Origin of the sequence: Paragemmobacter amnigenus, from assembly GCF_009908265.2 — a bacterium.
GTDB classification, from domain to species: domain Bacteria; phylum Pseudomonadota; class Alphaproteobacteria; order Rhodobacterales; family Rhodobacteraceae; genus Paragemmobacter; species Paragemmobacter amnigenus.
Genome location: NZ_JAAATX020000005.1, coordinates 214,284 through 233,792 on the forward strand (window position 1 = coordinate 214,284; position 19,509 = coordinate 233,792).

Annotated in this window: 15 protein-coding genes and 1 riboswitch; of the genes, 9 read left to right on the forward strand and 6 right to left on the reverse strand. The window is 66.4% G+C overall.

Features of this window, described 5'->3' with window-relative positions; translation table 11 throughout:
- The first annotated feature begins 40 nt into the window (after nucleotides 1-40).
- The 8 genes from GU927_RS08775 (at nucleotide 41) to GU927_RS08810 (ending at nucleotide 12,008) form a co-directional block, all read left to right on the forward strand.
- Nucleotides 41-958 (forward strand): carbohydrate ABC transporter permease, encoded by a 918-nt coding sequence (locus GU927_RS08775; protein WP_161762036.1) that lies wholly within the window; start codon nucleotides 41-43, stop codon nucleotides 956-958.
- Nucleotides 959-968: 10 nt separating this feature from the next.
- Nucleotides 969-1,808, forward strand: a complete 840-nt coding sequence (locus GU927_RS08780) for a carbohydrate ABC transporter permease (protein WP_161762037.1) — start codon at nucleotides 969-971, stop codon at nucleotides 1,806-1,808.
- A complete protein-coding gene (locus GU927_RS08785) occupies nucleotides 1,805-2,842 on the forward strand; it encodes a Gfo/Idh/MocA family protein (protein WP_161762038.1) in 1,038 nt (345 codons plus the stop codon). The genes GU927_RS08780 and GU927_RS08785 overlap by 4 nt, the downstream gene beginning before the upstream one ends.
- A gap of 9 nt (nucleotides 2,843-2,851) precedes the next feature.
- Nucleotides 2,852-3,850 carry an ABC transporter ATP-binding protein gene (locus GU927_RS08790; protein WP_161762040.1) on the forward strand — a complete coding sequence of 333 codons (999 nt, stop codon included), beginning with the start codon at nucleotides 2,852-2,854 and terminating at the stop codon, nucleotides 3,848-3,850.
- 193 nt (nucleotides 3,851-4,043) lie between these two features.
- Nucleotides 4,044-7,286: an Ig-like domain-containing protein gene (locus GU927_RS08795; RefSeq protein WP_161762042.1), complete on the forward strand. Its 3,243-nt coding sequence runs from the start codon at nucleotides 4,044-4,046 to the stop codon at nucleotides 7,284-7,286.
- Between the two features lie 14 nt (nucleotides 7,287-7,300).
- Complete coding sequence (locus GU927_RS08800; RefSeq protein WP_161762043.1) at nucleotides 7,301-8,647, forward strand: TolC family protein; 1,347 nt, start codon at nucleotides 7,301-7,303, stop codon at nucleotides 8,645-8,647.
- Nucleotides 8,648-8,682: 35 nt separating this feature from the next.
- Nucleotides 8,683-10,839 (forward strand): ATP-binding cassette domain-containing protein, encoded by a 2,157-nt coding sequence (locus tag GU927_RS08805; RefSeq protein WP_161762163.1) that lies wholly within the window; start codon nucleotides 8,683-8,685, stop codon nucleotides 10,837-10,839.
- Entirely contained in the window at nucleotides 10,836-12,008 is a 1,173-nt protein-coding gene (locus GU927_RS08810) for an HlyD family efflux transporter periplasmic adaptor subunit (RefSeq protein WP_161762044.1), read from the forward strand. Before GU927_RS08805 ends, GU927_RS08810 begins: the two co-directional genes overlap by 4 nt.
- Here the strand turns inward: GU927_RS08810 and GU927_RS08815 are convergent.
- From GU927_RS08815 to thiB, 3 genes are read right to left on the reverse strand one after another with little or no spacing between them, the layout of a single operon-like run.
- The gene (locus GU927_RS08815) at nucleotides 12,005-12,697 is read right to left on the reverse strand and encodes a thiamine ABC transporter ATP-binding protein (protein WP_161762046.1); all 693 of its coding nucleotides are present in this window, start codon (nucleotides 12,695-12,697) and stop codon (nucleotides 12,005-12,007) included. The genes GU927_RS08810 and GU927_RS08815 overlap by 4 nt on opposite strands.
- Nucleotides 12,684-14,240 carry an ABC transporter permease subunit gene (locus GU927_RS08820; protein ID WP_161762048.1) on the reverse strand — a complete coding sequence of 519 codons (1,557 nt, stop codon included), beginning with the start codon at nucleotides 14,238-14,240 and terminating at the stop codon, nucleotides 12,684-12,686. The genes GU927_RS08815 and GU927_RS08820 overlap by 14 nt, the downstream gene beginning before the upstream one ends.
- Nucleotides 14,216-15,205 carry a thiamine ABC transporter substrate binding subunit gene (gene thiB / locus GU927_RS08825; RefSeq protein ID WP_161762050.1) on the reverse strand — a complete coding sequence of 330 codons (990 nt, stop codon included), beginning with the start codon at nucleotides 15,203-15,205 and terminating at the stop codon, nucleotides 14,216-14,218. The genes GU927_RS08820 and thiB overlap by 25 nt, the downstream gene beginning before the upstream one ends.
- Before the next feature lie 43 nt (nucleotides 15,206-15,248).
- A riboswitch (TPP riboswitch) is annotated at nucleotides 15,249-15,349 on the reverse strand.
- A 150-nt stretch (nucleotides 15,350-15,499) separates the two neighbouring features.
- Here thiB and aroC point away from each other — a divergent pair.
- Nucleotides 15,500-16,600: a chorismate synthase gene (gene aroC / locus GU927_RS08830; RefSeq protein ID WP_161762051.1), complete on the forward strand. Its 1,101-nt coding sequence runs from the start codon at nucleotides 15,500-15,502 to the stop codon at nucleotides 16,598-16,600.
- 22 nt (nucleotides 16,601-16,622) lie between these two features.
- Here aroC and GU927_RS08835 read toward each other — a convergent pair whose 3' ends face one another.
- The 3 genes from GU927_RS08835 to GU927_RS08845 form a co-directional block, all read right to left on the reverse strand.
- Complete coding sequence (locus GU927_RS08835; protein WP_161762053.1) at nucleotides 16,623-17,501, reverse strand: DMT family transporter; 879 nt, start codon at nucleotides 17,499-17,501, stop codon at nucleotides 16,623-16,625.
- A 69-nt stretch (nucleotides 17,502-17,570) separates the two neighbouring features.
- Entirely contained in the window at nucleotides 17,571-17,858 is a 288-nt protein-coding gene (locus tag GU927_RS08840; RefSeq protein WP_161762055.1) for an HU family DNA-binding protein, read from the reverse strand.
- A gap of 150 nt (nucleotides 17,859-18,008) precedes the next feature.
- On the reverse strand, nucleotides 18,009-19,487 hold the full coding sequence (locus tag GU927_RS08845; protein ID WP_161762057.1) for an AMP nucleosidase: 1,479 nt from the start codon (nucleotides 19,485-19,487) through the stop codon (nucleotides 18,009-18,011).
- Nucleotides 19,488-19,509: the final 22 nt, after the last annotated feature.

Sequence of the window (19,509 nt, forward strand, 5' to 3'; positions counted from 1 at the left end):
CCCCCGGGGGTATTTGTCCCGAGATGAAGGAGGCAGGCAGATGGCTTCGCGCAGGCCCGTCCGCTGGCATATCGGCGTGTTTCTGGCGCCTGCCGTGCTGGTCTATACGGCCATCATGATCATCCCGCTTTTCGGGACGCTGAACCTGTCGCTTTACAATCTGGATGGCCAGAACCGCATCTTTGTCGGACTGGCGAATTTCGCCACGCTGTTCGGCGACCCGCGTTGGTCGGGTGCCTTCTGGAACGCGTTGTGGAACAATTGCTGGTTCTTCATCATCCATATGCTGGTGCAGAACCCCATCGGCATCCTGCTGGCCGCGCTTCTGTCATCCCCCCGCCTGCGGATGGCGGCCTTTTACCGGACGGCCATCTTCATCCCCACCATCCTGTCCTTCGTCATCGTGGGCTTCGTGTGGAAGCTGATCCTGTCCCCCATCTGGGGCATCGCGCCGGGGATGCTGGGCGCGGTCGGGTTGCAGTCGCTGTTCGCGCCGTGGCTGGGCAAGGAGGAATATGCGCTGACCACGTTGGCCCTGATCTCCGTCTGGCAGTTCGTGGGCATCCCGATGATGCTGATCTATGCTGCCCTGCTGTCCATCCCTGACGACGTGATCGAGGCGGCCGAAATGGATGGCCTGACGGGGTGGAGCCAGTTCTGGAAGATCAAGCTGCCGCTGATCCTGCCCAGCATCGGGATCATATCCATCCTCACCTTCGTGGGCAACTTCAACGCCTTCGACCTGATCTATGTGGCGCAGGGTGCGCTGGCGGGGCCGGATTTCAGCACCGATATCCTTGGCACCTTCCTGTACCGCACCTTCTTCGGCTTCCAGCTGCAACTGGGTGACCCGCATATGGGCGCGGCCATCGCGACGGCCATGTTCGGCATCATTCTTGTGGGTGTGTGCATCTATCTGTTCGGCATCCAGACGCGGCTGCGCCGCTATCAGTTCTGAGGGGGCAGGAATGGCCAAGACCCGCACCCATGCCGGACGCAGCATCGCCGCCCATGCGATATTGCTGACCTATACGCTGATCGCGCTGTTTCCCGTTTTTGTCATCGTCATCAACAGCTTCAAATCCCGCCGCGCGATCTTTGCCGAGCCGCTGATGCCACCGATGCCGGGGAACTGGGATCTGGTGGGCTATACCACGGTGCTGGAGCAGGGGGATTTCTTCCAGTACTTCCTCAACTCCATGACCGTAACGGTGGCGAGCCTGTTCTTCGTCCTGCTGTTCGGGGCGATGGCGGCATTCGCCCTTTCGGAATACCGGTTCCGCGGCAATCTGCTGATGGGTCTCTATCTGGCGCTGGGGATCATGATCCCGATCCGTCTTGGCACGGTGGCGATCCTCGAGCTCATGGTTTCGGCCGGTCTGGTGAATACGCTGACCGCGCTGATCCTTGTCTACACGGCGCAGGGGTTGCCTCTGGCGGTGTTCATCCTGTCGGAGTTCATGCGATCTGTCTCGGACGACCTGAAGAACGCCGGAAGGATCGACGGCCTGTCGGAATACCGCATCTTCTTCACCCTGGTCCTGCCGCTGGTGCGTCCTGCCATGGCGACGGTGGCGGTGTTCACCATGATCCCGATCTGGAACGACCTGTGGTTCCCGCTGATCCTTGCCCCGTCGGAAGAGACCAAGACGATCACGCTGGGGTCGCAGGTGTTCATCGGGCAGTTCGTCACCAACTGGAACGCCGTTCTTTCTGCCCTCTCTCTCGCCATTGTCCCGGTGCTGGTGCTGTACCTGATCTTCTCGCGCCAGCTGATCCGCGGCATCACCGCAGGAGCCGTCAAATGACCATCCGCACCCCGATCCGCACCCTCGTCGCCGGCCTTGGGACCATGGGGCGCAGCCACGCGCTGGCCTATCACCGCGACCCGGCCTTTGACCTTGTCGGTCTGGTGAACCGGTCGGAACCGAAACTGGACGCGTCAATGGCCGGTTATGCCATCGAACCGGATTACAAAGCGGCTCTGACACGGCTGAAACCTGATCTCGTCAACATTTCCACCTATTCCGACAGCCATGCCGATTACGCGGTCATGGCGATGGAACAGGGCGCGCATGTCTTTGTCGAAAAGCCGCTGGCGACCACCGTCGCGGATGCCCGCCGCGTGGTCGATTGCGCCAAGGCGAATAACCGCAAGCTCGTCGTCGGCTATATCCTGCGCCACCATCCGTCTTGGATGCGGCTGATCGCCGAGGCACGGGCGCTGGGCGGGCCGTATGTCTTCCGGTTGAACCTGAACCAGCAATCCTCGGGTCCGACATGGGACGTGCACAAGACGTTGATGCAGACCACGTCCCCCATCGTCGATTGCGGGGTGCATTATGTCGACGTCATGTGCCAGATCACCGATGCAAAGCCGGTCGAGGTTCGGGGCATGGGGCTGCGCCTGTCGGACGAGATCGCGCCGGACATGTACAATTACGGTCATTTCCAGGTGCTGTTCGCGGATGGCAGTCTGGGCTGGTACGAGGCGGGCTGGGGACCGATGATGTCGGACACCGCCTTTTTCGTGAAGGATGTTGTCAGCCCGAACGGTGCCGTCTCCATCCGGATGCCCGAAAGCGCGCGGTCCGACGATCACGACACGCATACCAAGACCTCGACCATCCGCGTGCACCGTGTGGGGCAGCCGGATGAGGATCTGAGCATGGCCGACGAACCCGGACATCAGGAGCTGTGCGAGCGTGAGCAGGCCTTCATGGCGCGCGCCATCACCGAGGACATGGACCTGAGCCGCCATATGGAGGACGCCGTCCAGTCGCTTGCCATCTGTCTGGCCGCCGACGAGAGCGTCCGGTCCGGCCAGCCCGTCAAACTGTAAGGAAAGCCCATGGGTGCGCTGACACTGTCCAAGGTCACCAAGAGCTTCGGCAAGACCGAGGTCATCAAGGGCATCGACCTGCATGTGGCCGAGGGGGAGTTCTGCGTCTTTGTCGGTCCGTCCGGCTGCGGAAAGTCCACCTTGCTGCGGATGATCGCGGGACTGGAGGATGTCTCGGCGGGGTCGGTCACGCTGGACGGTCGGGACATCACGAACGAGGCCCCGGCGCAGCGGGAAATCGCGATGGTGTTCCAGACCTATGCGCTTTACCCCCATCTGACGGTGCGCGACAACATGAGCCTTGCGCTGAAACAGGCGGGCGAGTCCCGGGCGCGGATCGATCAGGCCACTGCCCGTGCCGCGTCCATGCTGGCGCTGGAACCCTATCTGGACCGTCGCCCTGCCGAGTTGTCGGGCGGACAGCGGCAGCGCGTCGCCATCGGTCGCGCCATCGTGCGGACGCCCAAGCTGTTCCTGTTCGACGAACCGCTGTCCAACCTCGACGCCGCGCTGCGGGTGGCGACACGGATCGAGATCGCCCGCCTGCACCGCGAACTGGGCGCGACCATGGTCTATGTGACCCATGATCAGGTCGAGGCCATGACGCTGGCCGACAAGATCGTCGTCCTGCGCGCCGGTGTGGTGGAGCAGGTCGGCAGCCCGATGGAGCTGTACAACAACCCCGCCAATACCTTCGTCGCGGGGTTCATCGGCAGCCCGCAGATGAACTTCCTCAAATCCGCGGCGCTGGACGGGCGGGGCGAGACGACAGGCATCCGTCCCGAACATCTGGAATTGTCGCGCGAGGGCGGGAGGATCGCCGGAACCGTATCCCATGTCGAGAAACTGGGTGGAGAGACGCTGGTCTATGTCCGGACGGAGTTGCATGGACTGCTGACCGTCCGCCTGTTCGGTGAACATGATTATGCTGTGGGCGAGCCTGTGCACCTGACGCCGGACGCCGCGCGCGCCTTCCATTTCGGACCGGACGGACAGCGCCTGCGCTGACCGGTGCTTGTGGCGGGTCCGGGCCGGGCCGACAAAATGGGGTAGCCCGTTCCAGACGGAACGCTGCCCGTTGTTCGAAAAGTGCTGGAAAGCACATCCGAAAACAGGTATGCATTTTTGCAAGGCCCGCCAAAAGGGCCAGCGAAAGCAGTACGCCGGCATATTCCTCGGCGGTTGAGGCGGAGTAGTAGTAATGAGTTCGGCGATTGATTTCGCCGTCCGCGCTGGCGCGGGCGGAACGACATACGGCCAGGTCGCGGGACCTGATGGCGGCAGCTTCATCCAGACCGGTGTCGGTGACAGTGTCTCGCTGAACATCTCTCCGCAAAGCGTTCTGTCCTATACGCGCGACGGCAGCGATCTTCTGATCGAACTGGCCGATGGTCGCGTGATCACGCTTGCGGACTGGTTCGACACCCTGCCTGACGGCGAGAAGCGGCTGTATCTGTCGACGGATGGCATGGTCACCGAGGTGGCCTTTTCCGAAGCGGCTGACGGCACGCTGATCCCCCAGCTTGCCTTTGCGGGCGGGGGCGAGAAGTGGAGCCCGGTCGACGACCTGCGCTTTGACTATCCCGATCCGGTGATCGCGGCGGTGGGCACGGGCGACGATGAACCGGCAGGGATGGGGATTTTTACCCCTGCCCTTCTGGGGATGGGCGGTGCGGGCCTTGCGGGAGTTGGTGCGCTTGCGGGTGTCGGCGCGCTTGTCGGCGGGGGTGGCAGCGGCGGTGGCGGCGGCGGATCGACCCTGACCCGCACCATCGACGGTGTGAATACCAGCACCACGATCACCTCGAACACGGTTCCGCCCGCCATCACCGTGTCGGGCACGGGCATGCCGGGCGATACGGTCAGTGTGACGGTCGGCGGGCAGAACCAGACCGTCACGGTCGGCAATGATGGCAAGTGGACCGCCGGTTTCTCGGGCAATACCTTGCCCGCCGACGGCACCCACAGCGCCACGGCGGTCTTTACCGGTAACGGCACGTCGACGACCCTGACCGGCGGGAGCTTTGTCATCGACATGACGCCCCCCGACCTGCGTCCGACATCGGGTTTCCAGTCGAATGGCGACGTGGAAAACCTTGCCGAATATGCGGATGGCGTCACGCTCAGGGGGACATCGGAACCCGGCGCGACGGTGAATGTCACGCTGGGTGTGCCGGGGCAGCCGGGCGCGATTACCCGTCCGGCCATCGTCGGGGCGGACGGTTCATGGGTAATCACCTTCGACCAGCAACAGATCGCGGGTGGCGAACGGACCCAGACCGTCACGGTCACCGCCTCGGACCGGCTGGGCAATTCCCGCACGATCACCGAGACGGTGGTCCTCGATACGATCGCGCCGCCGGTGAGCATCGCACGGGTCGCGGGCGATGATGTCGTGAACCGCGCCGAAAGCCTGTCGCCCGTGGTCATCGGTGGGACGGCGACGCCGAATTCGACCCTGCAACTGCAGATTTCGGGGATGCAGGGCAGCACCACGGTCAACGTGGACGCCAATGGCAGATGGTCCCACGAGATCGCGGCAGGCACATTGACCGACGGCACCTACACCGTCACCGCGACGGCGCGGGATGCGGCCGGAAACGAGACGAGAGAGCAATCGACCTTCCGCGTCGATACGCAGATGGCCGTCGGCATCGACCCGAACTTCGCCGACGACAATGTGGTGAACCTGCGCGAGTCGCGCGACGCGCTGCTTCTGAGCGGAACCGTCCCCGCCGATGCGACGCGGGTCGAGGTGACGTGGCTTGGCCAACCCTATCCTGTCGTGCTGAACGGCAACGGTACATGGTCGGTCAGCTTCCCCGCGGGTACGGCGACCGCGTCGCAGATGTCGGAAATCCGCGTGACCGCATGGGACGCGGCCAACAACAGCCAGAGCGCCACGCGCACGGTCCGCATCGACCTTGAAACCGCGATGACGCTGACGCCCGAGCCTGTGGGTGCGGACCGTATCCTGTCCGGTCCCGAACGGACGGCAGGCGTCGTCGTCGGCGGCGAAGGCGAGGCGGGGGCAAGGGTTTTCCTGAACCTGAACGGTACGAATTTCGGCCCCGTGACGGTGGGCACCGATGGCAGGTGGAGCTACCCGTTCACCTTCGCCAACCTGTCCGGCCTGCAGCATGGCCAGCAGGTCACGCTGACCGCCTATTCCGAAGATGCCGCAGGCAACCGCAGCACCACCCAGACACGCACCTTTACCGTGGACACGCAGGTGGGCGACTTCACCTTTGCCGCGCCGAACCTGATCGGTGCGGTGAATGATGGTCCGCGCGATGCCAGCGTGCTGAACGCGGCCGAACGCAATGCGGGCCTGCTGATCGAGGGCAGCGTGGAACGCGGCGCGTCGGTGACGGTCCGTGTCGCTGAAACGAACTGGTCCACCACGATCCCCGCCAGCCAGATCCAGAACGGTGCATGGAACCTCACCCTTCCCGCAGCCGCCCTGCCCGAGGGGGGTATACGGACGGCGACGATCATCGCCACGGCCACCGACGCGCTGGGCAACACGGCCGAGCAGCAGCACACCGTCGCCATCGACACGCTGGTGCAGAACTTCTCCGCAGCCGACATCCGGCTTTCCACCGGAAGCGACAACATCCTGAACGCGCGCGAACACGCGCTGGGCCTGCCCGTCTCCGGCACGGCCGAGGCGGGGTCGACCGTGTCGGTCACGGTCAACAACCACACGCGCACTGTCCTTGTGGACGACACCGGCATCTGGACCACCACCTTCGGTGCAGACCTGCTTCCCACGGGCGAACGGACAAACATACCCGTCAGCGTCATCGCGACCGACAGCGCGGGCAATGTGAGCGGTCCCTTCACCAGCACCTTTGCGGTGGACACCATCGCGCCTGCCACGCCGACCGTTATCGCCACCGAGGATGTCGCCGGCGGATATCGCGCGATCACCACGGCGAATACCAGCGATGCCTATAGCTTCTATCAGGTCGCGAATACGGGTGCCGCCCGACAGATGACGGCGCAGGAAAGCCTGAACGCCCGCGGCGAGGACCGCTTCGATTTCGCCACGACCATCCCCGATGGCAGCTACCTTGTCATCAATACCCGTGACGCGGCAGGGAACGAGGTGAACACGCTTTTGATCAAGGACACCGGAACCGGCGTTCCGGTCGACCTGGCGCGTGAAGGATTGCAGGCCTTCGATTTCTCGGCAATCGATCTGACCCGCGCGCCCGACGCGCGGCTGACGATCAGCGCGCAGCAACTCTCATCGCTCGTCGGACCCGACAACCAGCTGGTCATCAAGGGCGAGGCAGCCGATCAGGTGATCCTCCAGAACGTGACGGCCGAACGGCACAACGTCACGGTGAACGGCCAGATCTACGACATCTACACCTTGGGCAGCTCTGGCGCGCAGGTCTTGCTCGAGGATGATATCACACGGAACGTGATGCCCTGACGGCGGAGCCCGAGATGTTCGCCATGGACTCCCTCGACTCCGGCCATAGCCCGCCCGGGTTTTCCGTCTTTACCCGGGTGTTGGCTGTTGCGGTGCTGCTTTCGGGCTGTCAGGGCGGGTTGCAGCCGCCCGCGATGCTGGCCTTCGGTCGCGGGATGGCCCCGTCCGATCCCGCCGTCTCGGGCCAGCTTCTGCCCGGGGGCAGCACCGCCTCTTTGGTCATTGCGGATCTGGCGGCGCGCCGGTCTGTCCTGCCACCCGACAGCCCCTATGCCCGCGTGGCCGGTGCCGTCCTGTCTGCGGCCCCGGGCGTGGAAGCCGCCGAACTGGGTCTTGCGCGCCTGCGGGCCGAAGCCGCACGCCAGAACCGCTGGCCCAGCCTGTCGCCCCTGCTGACTCTGGACAGTCTGGCGGGACTTGCGGCGCAGCTTGTGGCGGAACAGCCGCTGCTGGATCATGGCCGCCGTCGGGCCGAGCGTGATCTTGCCACAGCCGAGGTGGATCTTGCAGCCGTCACCCTGTCCCAGCGCCAGAACGAGCGGGCCTTTACCGGCCTGACGCTCTATCTGGCGGCGGAACAGGCGCGTGTTCAGGGCCGCATCGCCGAGGGGGCTGCCGCACAGCTGGACGGTCTGCGCCGCATCGTGACCGAGCGTGTAGCGGGCGGGCTTTCGGACCGTTCGGAAGAGCAGGTGATCGCCCAGACCGTGGCCGAAATGCAGGCCACCCTTGCCACCGACCGCCAGACACGGGCGCAGGCGCTGGCCGATCTTGCGGCGCTGGCGCGGGTGACCCCGCCCGCGGATCTGACCGGAACCTCCCCGCTTGCCACCATTCCACAAGAGCGCGCACTGTCCGTCCTGCGTGCAACGGCCGAGGGCGCGCGCACGCTGGCCGAGGCGCGCATCGCCCGCGCAAATGCTTTGCCGGGCCTGTCGGCCGTCGCCACCGCAACACCGGATCGCGTGACGCCCGGCCTTCGCATCGGCGGCGCGCAGATCGGCGCGGGAAGTCCGGCCGCGCTGGCCGCCGCCAATGCCGCGCCCGATCTTGTGGCCCGCCAGACAGCCGAGGCCGAACAGGCCGCCGCCCGCCGCCGGACCGAACTTCTGGGCCGGATCGACGCGCTTGCCACGCGCCAGTCGCAGGGGGCCGAGGTGTTGCGCCAGACCAAGGCGAACCTTGACCTTTACGTCGAGCAATACCGGATGGGGCGGCGCAGCCTGACCGATCTGACCGCGCAAACGGCCAATGCCGCGCGTCTGGAACGCGATCAGGCGGCGCTGGCCTTCGAGATCGCAAGGACCGAGCTGGAGCTTGCCCGCGATGCGGGGCTGCTGGTCGACGGGGGTAGCCTGTGACGCAAGCGCAGCCGCCCCGCGTCATCTCGTTCGACATGCATCCCGCCCGTGCGGCGCAGACAGCAGTGGCCGTCACCCCCGCGCAGCCGCCGCAACCGCCCGCGCCCCTGCGCGCCCGTGCCGAAACCGCCGCGGTGCTGTCCGCGCGGCTGGGGGGCAGGTTGCTGGCTTCGGACATCGTCGATCTTCTTGTGCAGACCGGCGCGCCGGAGCGTCCGGGGCTTGACCATATCGCCGCGGCCTTTCGCCGTGCGGGCTATTCCGTGTCGCTGGATCAGGACGCCGCTCTGGACGGGCTGCCCGCGCTGGCCGAAATGCAGACGGGACAGATCGTTCTGGTCCTGTCGCGGGATGGCGATCTGGTCACGATCTATGATCCCACGGTCCCCGATCGCATGGCCGAAGTTCCTCTTTCCGACTTCGCCGCGCATCATACCGGCTGGATCCTGCGCGTCCGCCTGCCCTTTGCCGAAGTCGAGACGCGCCACGCCGAACCCGGGAAACGCCCGCACTGGTTCTGGTCCGAATTCCGCAACCACCGCCGTGCGATGGCCGAGGTGGCGGTCGCCTCGCTGGTGACCAATCTTCTGGCAACCGCGATCGCCTTCTATTCGATGCAGATCTACGACCGCGTCATCCCCAACCAGTCCGAGCCGACGCTCTGGGTGCTGACGCTCGGCGCGCTTCTGGCCATCGCGCTTGACGGGGCGCTGCGTGTGGCCCGCGCCGCCCTGATGGACACATCGGGCCGGAAGATCGAACTCTCGGTTCAGGACCGGCTGATGCAGCGCCTTCTGGGAATGCGCGCCGCCCCCGGGGACCGCCGCCCGTCGCAGATCTTCGGGGCGATGCGCGAATTCGGGTCGGTACGGGAATTCTTCACCGCCTCGACCATCGGTACGCTGACCGACCTGCCCTTTCTCGTGATCTTCCTGGCCCTTGTCGCCATGGTCGGAGGAAATCTTGTCTGGGTGCTGGTGCTGGGCGGGCTCTTGATGGTGGTTCCGGGTTTCCTGCTGCAATCGCGGATGGTGGCCCTGACCCAAGCCACGCAGGGGGCCAACATGCGGGCGGCAAAGCTTCTGTACGAAGCGGTTTTCGAACATGAAACCCTGACGACCCAGCGCGGGCAGGACCGCGTGCGTCGGCTCTGGAGCGAACTTGTCACACTGTCGGCGCTGCGCGCCTCGGACCAGCGGCATCTGACGACCATGCTCACCTCGTGGGCAAATGCGGTGCAGCAGGCGACCTATGTCGCGACGATCCTGATCGGCACCTACCTTGTCTTTGCGGGCAGTTTCACGGTGGGCACCATCATTGCCGTCTCCATGCTCGCCTCGCGCACGCTTGCCCCTCTGGCGCAGCTTTCGGCGCTTCTGGCGCGCTGGTCCAACGTCAAGTCGGCGCTGACCGGACTTGAGGCCATAGCCGAGGCGAAACAGACCGAGGATCCCGCCCGCCGCTATCTGCGCCGCGACCGCCTGACCGGCAGTTTCGAATTGCGCGAGGTGACCTTCCGCTATTCCCCCGATGCCGCGCCGACGGTGGATGTCGCGGCGCTGGCGGTTCCGGCGGGGCAGCATGTCGCCATCCTTGGCGCAAACGGATCGGGCAAGTCCACCTTTCTGCGACTGCTGGCGGGGCTTTACGATCCCGACCACGGGCGCATCCTGCTGGATGGCAGCGACATGGGCCAGATCCACCCGCGCGACCTGCGCCGGCATGTCGGCTATCTGGGTCAGGAGGTGCGGCTGATCGAAGGCAGCCTGCGCGACAACCTGACCATGACGGACCTTGAACGCGACGATGACCGGCTTCTTGCCGCGCTCGACTTCGCGGGGCTGGGCCCGTTTGTCCGCAACCACCCGCGCGGGCTGGATCTTGAACTGCGCGAAACCGGTGAGGGGCTTTCCGTCGGTCAGCGCCAGTCGGTCGGCTGGGCGCGCCTGTGGTTGCAGGACCCGAAGGTGGTGCTTCTGGATGAACCCACCGCCGCACTGGACCAGACACTGGAGGCGACGCTTGTCTCGCGTCTGGGTCACTGGTTGCAGGGGCGCACCGCCTTGATCGCCACCCACCGCATCCCGATCCTTCATCTGACGACGCGTACGCTGATCCTGCAGGGCGGGCGACTTGCTGTGGATGGACCGCGGGATGCGGTGCTGGCCCATCTGGCAAAGGCCGCGACATGACGGCGACCTTCGATCCGCCGCTCGACCGGCGCGACCGCCGCCCCTCGGCCACGGTCTGGCTGATCGGGATGACCGTCCTTGCCTTCCTTCTCTGGTCGGCCTTTGCCTGGGTCGAGGAGATCGTCCGCGCGCCGGGCCAGATCGTGCCATCGTCACGCCCGCAGATCATCCAGAACCTTGAAGGCGGTATCCTTGCCGAGCTGTCCGTCAGCGAAGGTGACACGGTCGAGGCCGGGCAGGTTCTGGCCCGTCTGCATGCCACGCAGTATCAGGCGGCGGTCGATGACCTGACCGACCAGATTGCCACGCTGGATGCGCGGCGCCTGCGGCTCGAGGCGGAACTGGCGGGACAGGACAGCTTTGTGGCGCCCCCCGATCTTGTCGCCCGCGTGCCCGACATCGTCGCCTCAGAGCTTTCGCTTCTGTCGGCGCGGCGGACCGACCTTGCCTCGCGGATCGCGGGGGCGCGGGCGGTTCTGGAACAGGCCGCACAGGAAGAGGACATGGTCCGCCGCATGGCCGATCGCGGGCTTGCCCCCGAAATCGAACTGACCCGTGCGGAAAAGGCGCTGGCCGATGCCCGCGCGCGGCTGGACGAGGTGACGACAGGGGCGGAACTGGAGCGCGCCGACGACTATGCCCGCACGCAGGGCGAGCTTGCCTCGCTCCGCCAGAAGCTGAAGCTGTCGCAGGACCAGCTGTCGCGCACCACGCTGACCGCGCCGCTGCGCGGGGTAGTGAACCGCATCGCCGTCACCACCATCGGCGGTGTCGTCCGGCCGGGCGAGGAAATCCTGCAGATCATCCCGCTGGACACCGGTCTTTTCGTCGAGGCCAAGGTCAGGCCCGCCGACATCGCTGCCCTGCGCGAGGGGCAGAGCGCCACGGTAAAGCTTTCGGCCTATGACTACACGATCTGGGGAACCCTGCCCGCGACCGTGACCTTCGTGTCTGCCGATACCTTCCGCGACGAACGCAGCCGCGATGCCGAACCGCATTATCGTGTCACCCTGCGCGTCGATCAGGACAGCCTGACCGAGCGGCAGAAATCCATCGCCATCCGCCCCGGCATGCAGGCCGAGGTGGAATTCCAGACCGGCGGCAAGACGATCCTGACCTATCTGACCAAACCGCTCTGGCGCGGATCCGAGGCGCTGCGCGAACGCTAGCCGAGATAGTCGCGCAGGGCCTTTGGCGGATCGGCCAGAAGGGCGGAGGTCTCGCACGGGGAGTGGGCGGTGCCATCCGCAACCAGCATGGTCAGCCCGCCCAGCCGCAGCGCATCGCCCGGATCATGGGTGACCATCAGGACCGTCGCCCCCGTCTCGCGCGCGACATCCAGCACAAGGTCCAGCATTTCCGCCTTGAGCGCCGGACCCAGCGCGGCAAACGGCTCGTCCAGCAGCAGAAGGGGACGCGCCCGCAACAGCGCCCGCGCCAGTGCCGCCCGACCTTGCTGCCCGCCGGACAGTTGTGCCGGACGCCGCTGTCCCAAACCGCCCAGCCCCGTGCGTTCCAGCGCGGCCGCGATGCGGGCACGCGCGGCCCCGTCCATCCGCCCGTCGGGTGCCAGACCCAGCGCAAGGTTCCGCTCCACCGTCAGATGGGGAAACAGGTTCTGGTCCTGAAACAGGATCGAAACGGGCCGGGCCCCGGCAGGTTGGCCTGCCAGATCCTGACCGTTCCACAGGATGCGGCCCGCCGCTGGCACGACGAAGCCCGCAATCGCGTTGAGCAGGGTGGATTTCCCCGCCCCCGACGGCCCGATCACCGCGACATGCGCGCCGGTCGGGATGGTCAGGTCCGCCTCCAGCCGGAAGCCCGGCTCGGTCAGCAGCAGATGGTCAAGGTGCAGCATGGCGTCCCAACCCGTCGAACAGGGCAAACAGCCCGAAGGAAAGCAGCACGAGCAACAGGGCGGCACCCGCCGCCGCCTCCATCCGGTATGCCCCCATAAGCCCGTGGATGAACAGGGGCAGCGTCGCATCCGTTTCGCCCGCAAAGAGTGTGATGACACCCAGATCGCCCGTCGACAATGCCGCCGTGATACCGGCGCCGAACCCCAGTGGCCGCGCAAGGCGGGGCAGGGTCACAAGACGCAATCGCGCCAGCGGCGTCAGGTCCAGCGCCCGCGCCAGACGGTCGTAATCGCTGTGCAGGGCCCGCGCCTCGGGCAGCAGCAGGCGATAGGCATAGGGCAGGGCCAGCGTGGCATTCACCGCGACGGTCACGGGGATCGCCATGTCCGAAGGCGCGGCCCACGGGCGCAGCAGCAGGAACAGCCCCGTCCCGATCACCAGAGACGAGGCCGCAAGCGGCAGCGTGGCCGCAAGATCGAAGAGCCGCGCCCCACCCGCCCGCCGCGCCACTGCAAGGGCCAGCGCCAGTGCCGCCCCTGTCGTCAGCACCGTCGAGCCGACCGCCACGGCCAAAGAGCGCAGGGCCGCCGGACCCGTTCCCTGCGGCAGGTCCGCCAGACCGGCCACACCGCGCAGCACGACAGCCGACAGCGGCAGCAGAAGGAACAGCGCCGCCAGACCGATTGCCGCGACATCCACCCCGCGACGCCAGCCCGGCGGGGCGGGCAGCTCTGCCCGCCGTCCGATGCCCGCGCCAAATCCGGTATCGCGCAACAGGCCCCAGCCTGCCGCCAGCGCCCCCGCACAGAGCAGGAATTGCACCACGGCCAGCGTCGCCGCCCGCTCGGGGACGAAATCGAACCGCAGCGCCTGATAGATCGCCAGTTCCACCGTCGTTGCCGCAGGGCCGCCACCCAGCGTCAGCGCGACGGCGAAGCTGGCAAGGCAAAGGGTGAAGATCGTCACGAAGGCCCCCGGCACGGTCGCCCGCAGCATCGGCCATTCCAGATGCCGCAGCATCGCGAAAGGGCTAAGCCCCAGCGACTGCGCCAGACGGAACCGCTCGGCCGGGATGGCCTGCCAGCCCATGAGCAGCATCCGCACCGCAAGCGGAAGGTTCAGGAACACATGGGCCAGCACGACGCCGTGCAGGCCGTAGACCGTGATCCTTGGCAGGCCCAGCAGGGCCAGAGCGTCATTCACGATGCCCGACCGCCCGAACACGGCCAGCAGCCCGAGGATCGCCACGATGACAGGCAGCAGGAAAGGCGCCCCCATCAGCGTGATCAGCGCGCCGCGAAGCGGAAACCGCCGCCGCGCAAGGGCCCGCGCAACCGGCACGGCCAGCAGGCAGGACAGGCCCGCCGACAGCGCCGCCTGCAACAGCGTGAAGCGGACGGCTGCCCAGTCCGCAGCCGTCGGCAAGGCCGCGCCAGCGCGCAGCGCCACAACGCCGGCCGTGCCCAGCGTCATTGCGGCCAACAGGGCGGCGGCCAGCGCCGCCGCCCATGGCACGCTTATCGCGCCAGCGCGGCTTGCCATTCCGCCAGCGCCGCATCCCGCGCCGCCAAGGCCTCGTCCGAGGACAGAAGCAGGGATGTTGCAGGCTGGATCAGCGTCTCGAAACCGGCAGGCAGGCCCGCCGCAGGCGTCACTGCCGGATACATCCAGTTCGTCGTCGGGATCACCGACTGGAAGGCATCCGTTCCGATGAAGGCAAGGAAGGCATCGGCCAGTTCCGGCTGGTCTGTCGCGGCCAGTTTGCCCGCGACTTCGACCTGCAGGTAATGCCCTTCGGCAAAGGCTGCCGCGGCCTTGCTGTCATCGCTTTCCGCGATCAGGTGATAGGCGGGCGAGGTGGTATAGGACAGGACCATGTCCGCCTCGCCCTCAAGAAACAGGCCATAGGCCTCGGACCAGCCGGGGGTGACGGTGACGACGTTATCGGCCAGCCCCTGCCAGATTTCACCTGCCCGCTCGCCATAGGCGGCCTTGACCCACATCAGAAGCCCCAGTCCGGGCGTCGAGGAACGCGGATCCTGAATGACGATCTTCACGTCCGATGCCGCCAGATCTTCGAAGGACGCGGGCGGCTGAGGCAGTTTCGCCTTGTCATGGACAAAGGCGAACCAGCCCCAGTCATAGGGCAGGAAGGTCGCATCGTCATAGGCCACGGGAAGCGTATTCTTCCACGTCTGGCCATGCGGCGCGAAAAGGCCGGTCGCCGCCGCCGCCGCGGTCAGGTTGGTGTCCAGACCCAGAACGACATCCGCGTCCGAGGCCGCGCCTTCCATCTGGATGCGCGACAGCAGCGCCGCGCCATCGCCTGCGGCGACGAATTGCAGATCGCAGGCGCAGGTTGCCTCGAACGCCTTTTCCACCGCCGGGCCGGGGCCCCATTCGGCGGTGAAGCTGTCATAGGTCAGGACGGTAAGCACGGGTTTGTCCTGCGCCACCGCAGCGGTGGCAACAGTGGCAAGGCCCAGCGCAAGGAACGAAGTCCGCATCTTTTCTTCCTCCATGTGCGACGGGTAGGTCGGGGATGGAGGTTCGAATTCCATGCACCTTCCCTCCGCCGGTATGATCCGGTTCAGGTTCAACGGGTCCGCTTTCGCATCTCAGCCTGTCGCCAGGCACCCCGAGGTAGGGCGGAAGATATGGGCTGGCGCGGCGGGCGCAAGGGGGAAAAGACCGCCCATACCTCTGACCGGACCGACCGCTCCGGTCGGACCCGCCGCAAAGCCCTTTGCGCGCTGCACGGGATTGCCCTATGGACGGTGCGGCAAAACCGGAGCGCACGCATGTCCTTCAACACCTTCGGCCATATCTTCCGCGTCACGACATGGGGCGAAAGCCACGGCCCCGCGCTGGGCTGCACGGTCGACGGCGTGCCGCCGGGCGTGGCACTGGCCGAAACCGACATCCAGCCGTGGATGGACAAGCGCAAGCCGGGCCAGAACAAGTTCACGACCCAGCGCAAGGAACCGGACGAGGTCCGCATCCTGTCGGGCGTGTTCGAAGGTGTGACCACCGGCACCCCGATCCAGCTGATGATCGAGAACACCGACCAGCGGTCCAAGGATTACGGCGACATCGCGCAGGCCTTCCGCCCCGGCCATGCCGACATCACCTACCACCAGAAATACGGCATCCGCGACTATCGCGGTGGCGGCCGGTCCAGCGCGCGCGAGACCGCGGCGCGGGTGGCCGCAGGGGCCGTGGCGCGGGCTGTTCTGGCACGCATGGTTCCGGCGCTGCGGATCACGGGCTATATGGTCCAGATGGGCGTGAAGGGCATCGACCGCACGCGGATCGATCTGGCCGAGGTGGACCGCAACCCCTTCTGGTGCCCCGATCCGGTCGCCGCAGGCGAATGGGCGGCCTATCTGGACGACCTGCGCCTGTCCCACAACTCTGTCGGCGCCGTGATCGAAGTCGTGGCCGAGGGCGTCCCCGCGGGCCTTGGCGCGCCGCTTTACGGCAAGCTCGACAGCGACCTCGCCTCGGCCATGATGTCGATCAACGCGGTCAAGGCGGTGGAAATCGGTGACGGCATGGCGGCGGCCGCGCTGACCGGGGTCGAGAATGCCGATGAAATCCGCATGGGTCCGGACGGCCCCGAATTCCTGTCCAACCACGCGGGGGGCATCCTTGGCGGCATCTCGACCGGCCAGCCCGTGGTCTGCCGCTTTGCGGTGAAACCCACCTCCTCCATCCTCACCCCGCGCCAGACCATCAACACCCGCGGCGAGGAACTGGACCTCGTCACCAAGGGCCGCCACGACCCCTGCGTTGGCATCCGCGCCGTGCCGGTGGGCGAGGCGATGATGGCCTGCGTCCTGCTCGACCACCTGCTGCTCGACCGCGCCCAGACCGGCGGCGCGCGCGGGCGGATCGGCTAGGCGACGCCATCGCGCGGCCTGATCACTGCGGGCGGCGGCTGATCTGCACGGCAAGGATTCCGCCCGCCACGACCGCCGACCCGACAAGGTCCAGAAGACCCAGCCGCTCGCCCAGCAGGGCGGCGGCGATGGCCGTGCCGAAGGCGGGGTTCAGGAAGTGGAAGGTCGCGGCCCGCGTCGGCCCGATCCGCCGGACCAGCGCGAACCAGATCAGCGTCGCGGCCAGCCCCGGAATGGCGATCTGGTAGGCAAAGGCTGCGACCAGTTCCGGCGTCAGCGTCAGGCGCGGTGTTTCAAACGGCAGCGCGACCATCGCAAGCGCCACCGATCCGGCCAGCATCTGCAAGCCCACGACCATCAGCAGCCCCGCAACACCCCCCTGCGCCCCCGAGGCCGATCGCAGCGTCAGCGTGGCAATGGCCAGCCCGAGCGCGCCCGCCACGCAGAGCAGGACGCCAAAGGGATCGGCGCCCCCGCCCAGCCTCGTGCCCATGATCAGCCCGACGCCCGCAAATCCCGCCGCCAGCCCCGCCAGCCCCAGCAGCGGCAACCGTTCGCCCCGCAGCGCCCATGACAGCGCCGCCACCATCAGCGGCATGGAAGCCGCGATGATCACGGCAAGCGACGCCTCGACCCATTGCATCGCGATGAAGTTCAGCCCCAGATAGGCCGCGTTCTGCAACAGGCCAAAGACCGCGACCGACCGCCATTGCGCCGGTGCCAGACGCGGCCGCGCACCCATCGCCCAAGCCGCAGCAACAGCCAGCAGCCCCGAAATCGCAAATCGCAGCGCCAGCGCATGGAGTGGCGCGGCATCCGCCACGATCACCCGCGCGGTGGCAAAGGCCGAGGACCACATCAGGGCGAAGATCAGCCCCATCCCGATTGCGCGCAGGTCCATCGTCCGTCTCCAAGGAAAAGGCCGCCCGTTTCGGGGCGGCCCGTCCATCCGGCCAGACTGGCCGATCCATCAGGCGTTGACGCTGTCCTTCAGCGCCTTCGCGATCGAGAACTTCACCTGCTTGTCGGCCGGCTTCGTCACGGTCTCGCCCGTCGCCGGGTTACGCACCTGACGCTCCGGACGCGCGCGGCAGACAACCTTGCCCAGCCCCGGCAGAGTGACCGCGCCACCCGAGGCGACTTCACGCGCAACGACGGCGGCGATGGCGTCCAGCGCCGCGCCGGCGGTCTTCTTGTCCGAACCCATCTGTTCGGCAAGAGCAGCCACGAGTTGGGTCTTGGTCATCGGTTTCGACATGTCATGTTCCTTCGTTTGCGGGTCCCGTTCAGGTGCGGGACTGTCCCTGTCCATGAAGCGACTTGTGTGGCTAAAGTCTGTTTCGACGAACAAATCAAGCCTATTCTGACGAATTGGCCGCGTTTGGCCCTGCTTGTCTTGCGGAAAGTGTCAGAGAAAGGCCGTTTCGTCGAAACTCCGCAGTTTCCGGCTGTGGATGCGCTCGACGGGCATCTCCCTCAGCCGTTCCATCGCCCGGACGCCGATCTGGAGATGCCGCGCGACCTGCGTCTTGTAGAACTCGGACGCCATGCCCGGAAGTTTCAACTCTCCATGCAGCGGCTTGTCCGATACGCACAGAAGCGTTCCGTAGGGCACGCGGAAGCGGAAGCCGTTGGCCGCGATCGTGGCGCTTTCCATGTCCAGCGCGATGGCCCGCGACTGCGACAGGCGCTGCACCGGACCGGACTGGTCCCGCAGTTCCCAGTTGCGGTTGTCGATCGTGGCGACGGTCCCCGTCCGCATGATCCGCTTCAGCTCATAGCCTTCAAGCTGCGTCACCTCCTCCACCGCATCCTCCAGCGCGATCTGGATTTCCGCCAGCGCGGGGATGGGCACCCAGATCGGCAGATCGTCGTCAAGGACGTGGTCCTCGCGCAGATAGGCGTGGGCCAGAACGAAATCGCCCAGAGACTGCGAATTCCGCAGGCCCGCGCAATGGCCCACCATCAGCCACGCATGGGGCCGCAGCACGGCGATATGGTCTGTCGCCGTCTTGGCATTGGATGGCCCGACCCCGATGTTGACCAGCGTGATCCCCTGCCCGTCGGCCCGCTTGAGATGATAGGTCGGCATCTGCGGCATCTTCACCGGCGCGGCCAGCACGCCATCCGCCGTCGTCAGCGTCTGGTTTCCGGGCCCCACGAATTCCACATAGCCCGAGGCGGGATCGGCCAGAACCTGCCGCGCATAGCCTTCGAATTCGTCGACATAGAACTGGTAGTTGGTGAACAGGACATGGTTCTGGAAATGCGCCGCATCCGTCGCGGTGTAATGCATCAGGCGCGCCAGCGAATAATCCACCCGCTGCGCGGTAAAGGGCGCCAGCGGGCGCGAGCCGTCGGGATGCACCTGCCGCGTCCCGTTGACGATGTCGTCATTCGTGGTCGCAAGGTCCGGCACGTCGAATACGTCGCGCAGCGAGAATTCCAGAACGCCCTCTTGCGGCACGGATACCTTGGGATTGCCCGCCACGGCGAAATGCACCGGAATCGGCGTATCGGACGACCCGATGACGACGGGTTGCCCGTGATGGCGCACCAGAAGCTCGATCTGTTGCGTCAGGTAGTTGCGGAACAGGTCAGGCCGCGTGACGGTTGTCGAATAGGTGCCGGGCCCCGCCACATGCCCGAAGGACAGGCGCGAATCCGTCTTGACGTGGCTGGTCGTCGTCAGCCGGATTTCCGGATAGAAGGCGCGGATGCGGGCCTGCGGTTTCTGCCCTGTCACGGCCTTTGTGAAATGTTCCGACAGATACCCCGTCGCCGCGAAATACAGCTCCTCCAGCCGTGCCACGGCAAGGGCGGCGTCGGTGAAGGCTTCGGGGGCGGCGCGGTCCGGCGTCAGAAGGGGAAGGGCGTCGTCGTTCATCGTTCTTCTTGTTCTTTCAATG